This window comes from Curtobacterium sp. MCBA15_012, assembly GCF_001864935.2.
In the GTDB taxonomy this organism is placed as follows: Bacteria; Actinomycetota; Actinomycetes; order Actinomycetales; family Microbacteriaceae; genus Curtobacterium.
This window is the reverse complement of the sequence record NZ_CP126267.1, coordinates 927,592-940,020: the sequence shown is the minus strand read 5'-3', so window position 1 is coordinate 940,020 and position 12,429 is coordinate 927,592. Positions and strand designations below refer to the sequence as shown.

General features: G+C 70.3%; 10 protein-coding genes. 5 read left to right on the top strand and 5 right to left on the bottom strand.

Annotated features, from left to right (window positions below):
- Positions 1-320 precede the first annotated feature (320 nt).
- The 3 genes from eno to QOL15_RS04315 form a co-directional block, all read right to left on the bottom strand.
- Entirely contained in the window at positions 321-1,604 is a 1,284-nt protein-coding gene (gene eno, locus QOL15_RS04325; RefSeq protein ID WP_065961793.1) for a phosphopyruvate hydratase, read from the bottom strand.
- A 93-nt stretch (positions 1,605-1,697) separates the two neighbouring features.
- Positions 1,698-2,942 carry a histidine--tRNA ligase gene (gene hisS, locus QOL15_RS04320; RefSeq protein ID WP_071245501.1) on the bottom strand — a complete coding sequence of 415 codons (1,245 nt, stop codon included), beginning with the start codon at positions 2,940-2,942 and terminating at the stop codon, positions 1,698-1,700.
- A 307-nt stretch (positions 2,943-3,249) separates the two neighbouring features.
- The gene (locus tag QOL15_RS04315; RefSeq protein ID WP_139197264.1) at positions 3,250-3,468 is read right to left on the bottom strand and encodes a hypothetical protein; all 219 of its coding nucleotides are present in this window, start codon (positions 3,466-3,468) and stop codon (positions 3,250-3,252) included.
- A gap of 541 nt (positions 3,469-4,009) precedes the next feature.
- On the opposite strand from QOL15_RS04315, the gene QOL15_RS04310 reads away from it, so the two are divergent.
- The 4 genes from QOL15_RS04310 to QOL15_RS04295 all read left to right on the top strand — a co-directional run bounded on the left by QOL15_RS04310 (position 4,010) and on the right by QOL15_RS04295 (position 5,779).
- Positions 4,010-4,558: a hypothetical protein gene (locus QOL15_RS04310; RefSeq protein ID WP_139197262.1), complete on the top strand. Its 549-nt coding sequence runs from the start codon at positions 4,010-4,012 to the stop codon at positions 4,556-4,558.
- Between the two features lie 68 nt (positions 4,559-4,626).
- Positions 4,627-4,920, top strand: a complete 294-nt coding sequence (locus QOL15_RS04305; protein WP_071245489.1) for a hypothetical protein — start codon at positions 4,627-4,629, stop codon at positions 4,918-4,920.
- A gap of 73 nt (positions 4,921-4,993) precedes the next feature.
- Entirely contained in the window at positions 4,994-5,641 is a 648-nt protein-coding gene (locus QOL15_RS04300) for a hypothetical protein (RefSeq protein WP_139197258.1), read from the top strand.
- Between the two features lie 12 nt (positions 5,642-5,653).
- Positions 5,654-5,779, top strand: coding sequence for a hypothetical protein (locus tag QOL15_RS04295; RefSeq protein WP_302847143.1), 126 nt, complete (start codon positions 5,654-5,656; stop codon positions 5,777-5,779).
- A gap of 648 nt (positions 5,780-6,427) precedes the next feature.
- Here the strand turns inward: QOL15_RS04295 and QOL15_RS04290 are convergent.
- Positions 6,428-7,207: a MazG family protein gene (locus tag QOL15_RS04290; protein ID WP_071245487.1), complete on the bottom strand. Its 780-nt coding sequence runs from the start codon at positions 7,205-7,207 to the stop codon at positions 6,428-6,430.
- 97 nt (positions 7,208-7,304) lie between these two features.
- On the opposite strand from QOL15_RS04290, the gene nhaA reads away from it, so the two are divergent.
- A complete protein-coding gene (gene nhaA / locus QOL15_RS04285; protein WP_071245485.1) occupies positions 7,305-8,483 on the top strand; it encodes a Na+/H+ antiporter NhaA in 1,179 nt (392 codons plus the stop codon).
- Positions 8,484-8,777: 294 nt separating this feature from the next.
- Here the strand turns inward: nhaA and mfd are convergent, their stop codons facing one another.
- Entirely contained in the window at positions 8,778-12,389 is a 3,612-nt protein-coding gene (gene mfd, locus QOL15_RS04280) for a transcription-repair coupling factor (protein WP_071245482.1), read from the bottom strand.
- Positions 12,390-12,429: the final 40 nt, after the last annotated feature.

Below are 12,429 nucleotides of genomic sequence, written 5' to 3'. Positions count from 1 at the left end.
ACCCGGGCCGGTCGGTCCCGTGGCCCGGCACGCGGACCGTCGTGCGTCGCTCGGCACCCTCCCAGCGGCCGGGAGGCGCGACGCACCTCTGCCGCGAGGGGCGCCTCACCACACGGCTGGCCGGGCCCCCGAGCGGGCAGGACGTGCCGCTCACGTCCGCCGCGCGGGCCGGATCGGTCGGGCGGCGGCGCCCGTCGTGACGGATCGGGCCCGCTCGGCGACGGTGACGGGCGCGCCGCCGAGCGGGCCGGACGTGCCGGGAACGGCGAGACGCCGCCCTCCCGGAGGAGGACGGCGTCCGACGTGTGACGGTGTGCCGACTACAGGGCAGCGGCGCGCGGGAACGCGGTGCGGCCGGCGTAGACCGCGGCGTCGCCGAGCTCCTCCTCGATGCGGAGCAGCTGGTTGTACTTCGCGACGCGGTCCGAGCGGGCCGGGGCACCGGTCTTGATCTGGCCGCCGTCGACCGCCACCGCGATGTCGGCGATGGTGGTGTCCTCGGTCTCACCGGAGCGGTGCGACAGGATCGCGGTCATGCCGTGGCGCTGCGCGAGGGAGACGGCGTCGAGGGTCTCGGTCAGGGTGCCGATCTGGTTCACCTTGACGAGGATCGAGTTGCCGGCCTGCTCGTCGATGCCCCGCTGCAGACGCTTCGGGTTCGTGACGTACAGGTCGTCGCCGACGAGCTGGAGCTTCGAGCCGAGCTCGGAGGTGAGGTGCTTCCAGCCCTCCCAGTCGTCCTCGGCGAGGGCGTCCTCGATGGTGACGAGCGGATAGTTCGCGACGAGGTCCGAGAAGTACCCGGTGAACTCCTCGCTCGAGAGCTGCTTGCCCTCGAACGTGTACTTGCCGTCGTGGAAGAACTCGGTGGCGGCGACGTCGAGGCCGAGCGCGATGTCCTTGCCGGGCGTGAAGCCGGCCTTCTCGATCGCGGCGAGCAGGAAGTCGAGCGCGGCGCGGTTCGACGCGAGCTCCGGCGCGAAGCCGCCCTCGTCGCCGAGGCCGGTCGCCAGGCCCTGCTTCTTCAGCTCGCCCTTGAGGGCGTGGTACGTCTCGACACCCCAGCGGAGCGCCTCGGAGAAGCTCTCGGCGCCGTAGGGCACGAGGAAGAACTCCTGGATGTCGACGTTGGTGTCGGCGTGCGCGCCACCGTTGACGACGTTCATCAGCGGGACGGGCAGCGTGTGCGCGTTCGGGCCACCGAGGTAGCGGAACAGCGGCAGGTCGGCCGAGTCGGCGGCGGCGCGGGCCACGGCGAGCGAGGCGCCGAGGATCGCGTTCGCACCGAGGCGCGACTTGTTCTCGGTGCCGTCGAGCTCGATGAGCGCGGCGTCGACGAGGCGCTGGTCGGTGGCATCGAAGCCCTCGAGCGCCGGGCCGATCTCGTCGAGGACGGCGTCGACGGCCTTCAGGACGCCCTTGCCGCCGTAGCGGTTCGCGTCGCCGTCGCGGAGCTCGTACGCCTCGAAGGCGCCGGTGGATGCACCGGACGGCACGAGTGCGCGCGAGACCACGCCGTCGTCGAGGAGGACCTCGACCTCGACCGTCGGGTTGCCTCGGGAATCGAGGACTTCGCGTGCTCCTACGGCATCGATCACGGCCACGGGGTACTCCCTACACGTTCGGTTGGTGATTGCGGGGTCGATCCTAGCGACGCCGGGTGGACGGCAGTCGCCCGTGACGTCCCGCGGACGGACTCAGGCGAGCGGTCGGAACTCCACGCCCTCGAGCGTCTCCGTGTCGGCGCGCACGCTCGCGAAGGCGTCGAACCCCTGCTCGGCCAGTCCCGCGAGCAGGTTCTTCGTGTTCTTCGTCCGTCGCTCGAGTCGGACGCGTCGGTGTGTCGCGAGCGCCTCGGACTTCAGCGCCGCGAGCCGGACCGGGTCGACGTCCTTGTCGTACACGAGCACGACGGCGTCGGACTCGGCCGACTCGGGCAGCGTCACGAGGTCGACGAGCCGCTCGAACCCGAGCGAGAAGCCGACGGCCGGGACGTCCTGGCCGAGGAACCGCCCGATCATGCCGTCGTAGCGTCCGCCGCCGCCCAGGCTGTAGCCGAAGTCGGGGTGCGCGACCTCGAAGATCGTCCCCGTGTAGTAGCCCATGCCGCGCACGAGCGTGGGGTCGAAGCGCAGGTCGACACCGGGCAGCGCCGAGCGCAGACGCTCCAGGTCGGCGAACGCCTCGGCGTCGAGCCAGTCGGCACCGCGGGCGGTGTCCCAGTCGGCGGCCTCGAGCGCGCGGATGGTGTCCTCGAGCCCGGGCAGGTCCGCGCCGATGACGTCACGGAGCTCGGCGGCCACGCCGTCCGCGCCGATCTTGTCGAGCTTGTCGACGGTGATGAGCGCGCGGTCCGCCGTCGCCGGCTCGGCGATGCCCCACGAGGCGAGCAGGGCCAGCAGGATGCGGCGGTCGTTGATGCGGATCGTCGTGCCGGCGATGCCGAGGGCGTCGAGCGCCGCGGTCGTCGCGCGGATGAGCTCGATCTCCGCCAGCTGGCCGGGCTCGCCGAGCACGTCGATGTCGCACTGCACGAACTGGCGGTAGCGCCCCTTCTGCGGGCGCTCCGCACGCCACACGGGAGCGATCTGCACCGATCGGAACACCGACGGCAGCTCTGCCCGGTGCGAGGCGTAGAAGCGGGCCAGCGGGACGGTGAGGTCGAACCGGAGCCCGAGGTCGGCGAGGTCGAGAGGCGCCTCGGCCCGCTGCAGGTCTTCGACGCCCAGCCCGCGCTTCATCACGGCGAACGCGAGCTTCTCGTTGTCGCCGCCCAGGCCGGAGTGCAGGCGGGCGGCGTCCTCGACCACGGGGGTCTCGATCTCGTCGAACCCGTGGCGGGCGTACACGTCGCGGACGACGCCGAGCACGTGCTCGCGCCGGGCCTTGTCCGCGGGGAGGAAGTCACGCATGCCACGGGGTGCCGTCACGGTCGTCGCCATGCCTCGATCCTGCCAGAACGGGTACCGCCGGTTGCGCACCCGATTGGCCGGTGATACGCTACATCCAGAACCTCGGTTCGGTGACTGCCTGATCCGGTCACCGGGCCGTTCGCGGGGACGAAGTGCTGCAACGTCGCCCCGCGGTTCGAGCGGGTGTCCCTGGTGATGCGTTCCCTGGCGCGTCGCGACCCGCTCGCGGGCGTCCTCCTTTTTCGGGTTGGGAGGGCGCCCGCTTCTCGTTGTCGATGTGGTGCGGACCACCTTCGGAAGTGCAGCCATTCGAGCAGCCAACCGCCCTGGCGAACACTCAGTCGCAGGTTGCTCTGGAATCGGCGGCGTTGATGTTCGGCTCGCCCGCGGCAGCCACCTCGACGACGATCGCCGTGCGCGCGGTCTTGCCGGGCTCGATCTTCGAAGGGAACTCGTTGCCGCCAGAGTGCCCGGCCTTCGTTCCGCCGGATGTGTAGAAGTCGACGAAGCAGATGGGCGCGTCCGCGCTCGAGCTGGTGTTCCTGACATTCAGCACGACCGAGACCTCGGTCGAGTCGACGTCCGCGATCGACTGCAGCTTCGTGTCGCATGACGCTCCCCCGCTACAGGCGGTGGTGAGTAGGAGTAGGGCGGCGACAACCGCGGCGCCCGGGATGATTCGTATGAGCGCACGCTACTGAGGACCGCCGACCGGGCGGGATCGAGTCCGCTCAGAGTCGGAAGCGGATGCCATCACCAAGCCGGATGGTGACGCGGCCACGGGTGTTGACGGCGACGCCGGCGCGGCGCGCGCTGGCCGAGACGCCGCGCTTCAGAGGCTCGCAGTGACGCCGGGGGCGATGCGGCGTCGTGCTCGGAAGATCAGTCCCATGTGCTTGATCCACACCGCTCGGTGCCGCCTCGGCGCACCTTTTCGACACGTGAGGCGCGAGAGCAGAAGTCGACCAGTCGCATGGCTGCACGAAGCACCCAAGCGGCCAGGAGGCGTCCGTCGACAGTGGGACGCTTCTACCCCCGAATGGGGCGTAGAACGTCCTTGCCGCCGAGGGACGGCGGCTCAAAGCAAGGGGAGAATTATGCGGAAGAAGCTCTGGGGAATCGGTCTGGCCGTCGTGGCAGCGATTGTCTTCACCCCACAGATGGCGTCAGCAGCAACGACCACCACGCCCTCGGTACAGACACCCGGCGGAGCACGAGTGCTCCTGAACCCCATAACGATCGGATCTTGCAACTCGGGACTCGGCGACGTCAGCGTGCAGCGTATGAACGCGGCGAGTGTCGGCACGATCGACCTGTTCTGCGGTGACAGCAAGTCCGGATATGTGCACATCCGTGACCGCCACCAGAAGGACTGGCAGACCGTCATCGACCTTACCCATGGCGGGGGGACACTCTGGGATGACTTCATGGTCGCTTCGACCAGCCAGATCGTCTCGAACCCGTCCGCCGGCTACCCCAAATCCGAGGGCAGCGGGAAACTCTGCTACACAGCTCCGATCGTCATCCACGACCCGGTGACGAAGACCGTCTCGACTTACCACCCGACGGTGATCGTGTCCCAGAATCGCAAGCTCGTCATCACTTCCTTCCCGACGAAGGCCGCGCCGAACTGCACTGGCGACTAGGGACGGGACGCGAGGGGGTGAGGTAGCGTTGCTCCTCACCCCTCGCGGTGATCATGAATCGAGTTTGTATGGGCCACGAGAAGTCAGAGCTGATCCTGTCCGTCGACTACGGGCAGTCTTGGCCGCTTTCGGACATCTTCTGGGCCGAGCGCCCCGACTGGGAGTCCCTGCTGCCGCGGGAGCTCATTGGACGATTGGAAGCGTGGGCTCGCTTCTTCCGCGACCACGCAGACGACGAGACAGGGTTGTTCGGCTCGGAGGAACGTCGCCGATGGTTCGACCTCGAGGGCTTCGCGCTCCGGAAGACCCTTGAGCAAGAGGTGGGCGACCAGTACGTGATCCGACTCGAGCTGTGGTTCTGACCTCTCGTGGTCGCCGAGGTCCACGATTCACGTCGGTCCGGCTGATGTCGGCGGCCCCCGCGACCGTGCCCGCATGGCCGAACACCGGTGGGCACCTCCTGAGCACCAGGACGTCCCGAGCTACGCCGCGGACTCGCTGCGCTCCTTGCCGTTCAGCGAGTCGGACTCGCCGTCCTGCGAGGCCAGCGGCGATCGCCTTGGTGGCGAAGGAGGCGAGGCGGTGGCGTTCCTGGTTCTCGAGAACGATGGGGACGCGAATGCACTCACCGGTCTTCGTGTCGCAACCGAACTGGGACAAGGCGATGGTGTCGCCGACGAGGATGTCCTCGATCGTCGTGCCGGGTGCGAGGTCTTCGATCTTCTCGGCGATGAGGGTCGCGTAGCGGTCGGCGCGGATCCGGGACTGGGTGACGAGGCGGAGGAGCACTTCGCCGGGGTCGTCGACGGGCTGCCCGAGCGTCCACGCGGTGAGTTCGGCGCGGACGGCGCTTTCGCGTCGGTCTTCGGGTTCGCGCCGCCGTTCATGCGGCAAACGGTGCCGCCGGCGATCGCATTGTTGCGGCACGGGTCACCTGATCGAGTGCTGGCACGGCACCTCAAGATTCCCCTTATTTACGCCAAAGAACGCCTATGGGAATGCGAAGGACTGTGGATTCTTTGCAATCCACCAGAAATATTCGCTGACCTGAAATCGGCTCACAAGGGGCCAGGTTATATCTAAAGGAAGATTCAAATGACCGACAGCAAGAAGAACAGCGGCGACGACGAGTCCTACCGCAGTGCAAAGACGGCCCAGTATGTGACTCCGAAGTACGCGAAGTCACACCCGGCCACGACCGTCGGAGAGAAGCGCAAGTAAGCCTGGCAGGGCGCAGCTTCTAACCGATCAGCCGGGGTCGTCCATCAGGACGGCCCCGGTTCGTCCCTCACCGTAGCACCGCCCTCACGAGGTCGTGCCTGCGCGGCGCCAGCGGCCTTTTCAAATGTCGTCCCGCTCGGGGTCCTGCGAGTCGGAACGCTTCCAGTCGAATCGAGGGCGGATGGCGGCGGCGAAGACCACGAGCACGACGAACACACCAGCGACAACCATAGTTGTCACGCGTCGGGCCCCTCGAGGTCCCGCTTCCGCCGCCGTGCACTGGTGAAGTGTGGTGGTGCGTGTCGGCGGGTCCGGGGAACAGGTGAGCACCCCGGGGACTGCCGCGCGCGGGTTTCCCTCGGGGCGCTCGACCGGTTCATTCGCGGTTCTCACGGGTCGCTGAGCCGGCAAGCTCGACCTCTTGTCGTTACCGCGGCAATCGACGGGGTCCGTGCGAGCGACCACACCGCACGGATGGCCAGGACCGGGAGGGGAACGACGAAGGGCCGGAACCGTGTGGTTCCGACCCTTCGATGCTCTGGTGCCGCGAGTACCCGGTGGGTGCAGCACTCGCCTCGGGTCGAGCGTATCGACGAAAGCTTCAGCGTGTTGATGCCCCTCGCTCGGGTGTCGCGCCCGCGTGCAACATCACAGTTCGGGCGACAGTTCGGCGCGCCCCCGGGCCTCGAGCATCCCGACCGCCGCCCGGAGCCCGGCGACCGGGTCGATCCCGGCCGCCCGTGCCGCGGCCACCTGCTCGAGCACGGCGATCCCCCACCGAGCGTCCGCACCGGGGTCGCTCGACCCGTCGGCCTGCGACTCGTCCGCACGCCCCGCACCTGCCGACGCCACTCCGTGTCCCTCGCCGGACGCACCTGCACCGGCACCGGCTCCGGCACCGGCACCGGGTGCGGCAGCAGTGCCGGACCCGGCACCGGTGACCGCCGCCAGCACCGCGTCCGCATCGCCCCGCTCCTCGAGCCGCTCGAGCAGCTTCACGGCTCGCTCCAGCGGCGGCATCGCCCGCGGCACCCCGTCGAACACGCTCCGCCGCCCGGCCTTCTCCGCCGCCTTCGCCGCGCGCCACACGCGGACGACCTCGTCCTCGGTGTCGGCGCGCTCGTCACCGAACACGTGCGGGTGCCGGCGGACCATCTTGTCCCGGACGCCGGCGGCGACGTCCTCGAGGTCGAACCCACCCGCGGCCGCGGAGACCCCCGCGTGCAGCACCACCTGGTAGAGCACGTCGCCGAGTTCCTCACGGAGGTCGTCGTCGTCCCCGTCGTCGATCGCGTCGACGAGCTCGTACGCCTCCTCGACCGCGTAGTGCGCGAGCGAGGCGTGGGTCTGCGCACGGTTCCAGACGCACCCGCCCTCGGGAGCGAGCAGGCGGTCGACGACGGCGACGAGGTCCGGGACGGCGGTCATGCGGCCATGCTCGCACGCGGGGCCCGGTACGATGGGCCCAGGTGTGTCGGGAAGTCTGGTCGACGGTCCGTTGCCCGAACCCACACACCGGAGGACCATGTCGGCACTCGTCCGCTCCCCCCGCTTCAGCGCGATCGCGCTACTCACCGCCGCCGTCCTCGGACTCGTCGTGGCGAACTCGCCGCTCGGCCCCGGCCTCGAAGGCGCCCTCGACGCCCACTCGCCGTGGGGTGCGGTCGGCCTCGACCTGTCGGTGTCGCACTGGATCAGCGACGGGCTGCTCGCGGTGTTCTTCCTGCTCGTCGCGATCGAGCTCAAGCAGGAGCTCGTCGACGGGGAGCTGTCGAACCCGAAGACCGCGGTGGTCCCCGCCATCGCAGCGGTCGGCGGCGTGGTCGTCCCCGCGGGCATCTACCTCGCCGTCACCACGGGCACGGCGTACCAGCACGGCTGGCCGATCCCGACCGCGACGGACATCGCCTTCGCGCTCGGCGTCCTCGCGGTGTTCGGCCGCGGACTGCCCTCGACCCTGCGCGTGTTCCTGCTCGCACTCGCGGTGCTCGACGACCTCATCGCGATCGTCATCATCGCGGTGGTGTTCGCGCACGGGACGGACTTCCTCGCCCTCGGCGGTGCCGTCGTCGCGCTGCTCGTCTTCGCGGTGCTCGGTCGACTGCTCCGTCCCGGCCGCAGCGCGCAGACGTGGATCGTCGTCGCGATGGTCCTCGTCGGGCTCGTGACCTGGTGGCTCGTGTACCACTCGGGGGTCCACGCCACGATCGCGGGCGTCGCGCTCGGGCTCGTGCTCCCGCGCCGGCCCGCACACACGCTGCACGAGCACGTCGAGCCGTGGTCGAACGCGGTCGTGCTGCCGGTGTTCGCCTTCGCCTCGGCTGCGGTCGTCGTCCCCGCGGTGGGCATCGGGGAACTCTCCCCGACGTTCTGGGCGGTGGTGCTCGCGCTCCCCGTCGGCAAGGTGCTCGGCATCACGCTGTTCGGCGTCGTCGCGACGAGGGTGTTCCGCGCCCCGGGCCGGTCGCGCCTGTCCTTCGGCTCGATCGTCACCGTCGGCGTGCTCGGTGGCATCGGCTTCACGGTGTCCCTGCTCATGAACGAGCTCGCGTTCGCCCGGAACGAGGAGATCCTCGACGAGGGCGTCCTCGCCGTCCTCGTCGGCTCCGGCATCGCGATCGTCGCCTCGGCGGTCGTGGTCAGCGCGAAGGCGCGGCACCACCGCGCCCGCCGGGCGCTGTCCGAGGCCGAGGTGACCGAGTAGGTCGACGCGCTGCGGCAACACCGCCGTCGGACGACAGCGGCGTCGTCGCGCCGATGCGGCGTCCGCGACGGGGCGCGACGGGCGGTCTGCCGCGACCCCGGGGCGGACGGGAGGCGCGGTACCAGCCCGCCACGCGCCTCCCGCCCGACCACGGGCCGGACGGGAGGCGCGGTACCAGCCCGCCACGCGCCTCCCGTCCGACGACGGGACGGGCCGGAGGCGCGCTGCCGGCCGGCCACGCGCCTCCGGTCCGAGAGGACGACCCGACGGGCCGAGCCGGTCAGGCGACGCGCGTCAGGCGGCGGTCGACTCCGCGGGCGTCTTCGAGGCCCCGTAGACCGCCGTCAGGATTCCCTCCACCCAGTCGATGAGCGCGTCGTCGGGCAGGGTCTCGCCGTGCGGCTTCGGCAGCGGGATGCTCGACGCGTCCTGCTGCGGGAACCAGCGCGCCCCGGGGTACATCCGCGCGAGCCGGACCTGCGCCGAGTCGGGCAGCTCCTTGCCCGCGACCCGCAGGTTCGAGCCCATCACGACGACGTCGGACAGGCCGACCTGCTGCGCCATCCGCCGGAGCCGGGAGACCTCGACGAGCGTGCGCACCGCCTGCGGGGGCTGGCCGTAGCGGTCGGTGAGCTCGTCGAGCACCATGTCGATCGCCTCGGCCTGCGCCGCCGGGGCCGACGCCGCCGAGAGCTTCTGGTACGCCTCGAGGCGCAGGCGCTCCGACTCGACGTAGTCCTCGGGGATGTGCGCATCGACCGGGATCTCGAGCCGGAGCTCGGTCTGCCCCTCGGCGACGTCACCGCGGAACTGCGACACCGCCTCGCCGATCATCCGGAGGTACAGGTCGAAGCCGACCCCGGCGATGTGGCCGGACTGCTCGCCGCCGAGCAGGTTGCCCGCACCGCGGATCTCGAGGTCCTTCATGGCGACCTGCATGCCCGCGCCGAGCTCGTTGTTCGCCGCGATGGTCTCGAGGCGGTCCTGCGCGGTCTCGGACAGCGGCTTGTCCGGGTCGTACAGGAAGTACGCGTAGCCGCGCTCCCGGCCACGGCCGACGCGACCGCGCAACTGGTGCAGCTGCGAGAGCCCGTACTTGTCGGCCTTGTCGATGATGAGCGTGTTCGCGTTCGCGATGTCGAGGCCGGTCTCGATGATGGTCGTCGAGACGAGCACGTCGAACTTCCGCTCCCAGAAGTCGACCATGACCTGCTCGAGGGCGCCCTCGGACATCTGGCCGTGCGCGACCTGGATCCGGGCGTCGGGGACGATCTCGGCGAGGTGCGACGCGACCGACTGGATGTCCTTGACGCGGTTGTGCACGTAGAACACCTGGCCCTCGCGGAGCAGCTCGCGCCGGATCGCCGCGGCCACCTGCAGGTCGGACTGCGGTCCGACGAACGTGAGGATCGGGTGGCGGTCCTCGGGCGGGGTGGCGAGCGTCGACATCTCGCGGATGCCGGTGACCGCCATCTCGAGCGACCGCGGGATCGGGGTCGCCGACATCGCGAGCACGTCGACGTTGGTCTTGAGCTTCTTGAGCTGGTCCTTGTGCTCGACGCCGAAGCGCTGCTCCTCGTCGATGATGACGAGTCCGACGTCCTTGAACTGGATGTTCTGCGACAGGATCCGGTGCGTGCCGATGACGATGTCGACGGTGCCGTCCGCGAGGCCCGCGATCGTCTCCTTCGACTCCTTCTCGGACTGGAAGCGGCTCAACGCGCGCAGGTGCACCGGGAAGCCGGCGAACCGCTCCTGGAACGTCTCCATGTGCTGGCGGACGAGCAGCGTGGTCGGCACGAGGACCGCGACCTGCTTGCCGTCCTGCACGGCCTTGAACGCGGCACGGATCGCGACCTCGGTCTTGCCGTAGCCGACGTCACCGGACAGCAGCCGGTCCATCGGGATCGGGCTCTCCATGTCGCGCTTGATCTCGTCGATCGTGGTGAGCTGGTCGGCGGTCTCGGCGAACGGGAAGGCTTCCTCGAGCTCTCGCTGCCACGGGGTGTCCGGGCCGAACGCGTGGCCCTTCGACGCCATGCGCGCCGAGTAGAGCTTCACGAGGTCGACCGCGATGTCGCGGACCGCCTTGCGCGCCTTCGACTTGGCGGCCGACCAGTCCGAGCCGCCCATCTTCGACAGCGTCGGGTTCTCGCCGCCGACGTAGCGGGACAGCTGGTCGAGCTGGTCGGTCGGGACGAAGAGCTTGTCACCGGGGTAGTTCCGCTTGGACGGTGCGTACTCGAGCACGAGGTACTCGCGCTGCGTCTTCACGGCGTTCCGGCCGCCGGAGCTCACCTCGCGCGAGACGAGCTCGACGAACCGGGCGATGCCGTGCGTCGCGTGCACGACGACGTCGCCCGGCTTGAGCTGCAGCGGGTCGACGACGTTCTTGCGACGACCCGCGAGCTTCTTGACGGTCCGAGCGCCCTGCTGGACGCTGCGGCCGTAGAACTCGGCCTCGCTCAGGACGGCGATGCGCGGGTCGGGGGTGGCGAAGCCCGCCTCGACCGACGCGGTGGTCACGACCGCGACGCCGGGCTCCGGCGGTGCGGTGAGGTCGCCGGCGCGGGCGGCGACACCGGCGTCGGCGAGCACCTGGACGGCGCGCTCGACGAGGCCCTTGCCCTGCGCCGTCACGACGACCGCCCACCCGTCGTCGACGAGCTGCTTGACGTGCCCGACGGCACCGTCCGCGCTGCCGGCGAAGCTCGGGATCGACTCGGCCCGCACGCGGATGTACTCGCCGGCCTCGCTCGCGGCCTCGGCGTCGGTGAGCACGCGGTCGCGGTCGCCCTCGTCGAGCCCGGAGTCGAACGGCGTCACGGTCCACCAGGTGCGCTGCCCACGGCCGTTCTTGAGCTGCTGCACGGTCAGGAAGTTGCCGGCGTCGAGGTCGATCGGTGCCTGCGCACCGGCGACGGCGGCGCTCCACGCGGCCTGCAGGAACTCGGTGTTCGTCTCGGCCAGGCTGTGCGCACGGCCGCTCACCCGCTCCGGGGACAGCACGGCGATCGTCGCGGCCTCGGGCAGGTACGAGGTGATCGGCACGAGGTCCTGCACGAGCGCGGGGGCGAGGGACTCCATGCCCTCGACCGGGATGCCCTCGGCGATCTTGGCGAGCATCTGCGACAGGTTCGGGAACTCGTGCAGCATCTCGCGGGCACGCTGCCGGACGTCGTCGCTCAGCAGCAGTTCGCGGGAGGCGGTGAGCTCGACCACGCCGAGGTCGTCCTCGGTGGTGCGCTGGTCGGCGACCGAGAACGCCTTGATGGCCTCGATCTCGTCGCCGAAGAAGTCGACGCGCACCGGGTGGTCGGCGCCCGGCGGGAAGACGTCGAGGATGCCACCGCGGACGGCGAACTCACCACGACGCGTGACGAGGTCGACACGGGCGTACGCGAGGTCGACCAGCTGCGCCGCGATCCCCGCGAGGTCGTTGCCGCGCGAGTCGGTGCGGAGGACGACCGGCGCGAGCGAGGTCAGGTTGCCCGCGATCGGCTGCAGCGCCGCACGGACGCTCGCCACGACGACGACGGGACGGCGATCGGCCGGGTCGGCGTCCTGCCACGCGGCGAGCGTACGGAGCGTCGCGATGCGGGTGCCGACCGTCTGCGCGCTCGGGCTCAGGCGCTCGTGCGGCAGGGTCTCCCACGCGGGGAACTCGAGGACCTCGGCATCGGGCACCGTGCACGTGAAGGCGCTGCGGACCGCCTCGGCCTCGCGCCCGGTGGCGGTCACCACGAAGAGGCACTGCGGGCCGGAGCGCTCGGCCAGGAGGGCGGCGAGCAACGGCACGCGCAGGCCGTCGACGACGGAGAAGTCAGCGTCACGCCCGGCGGCGCGGAGGACGCGATCGAACGCGGAGGCGCGCAAGAGCGCAGGGATGATGCCCGAGATCGTCACTCAGGAGATGGTACCGGCGCCCTCCGACAGCGGGCGCGGC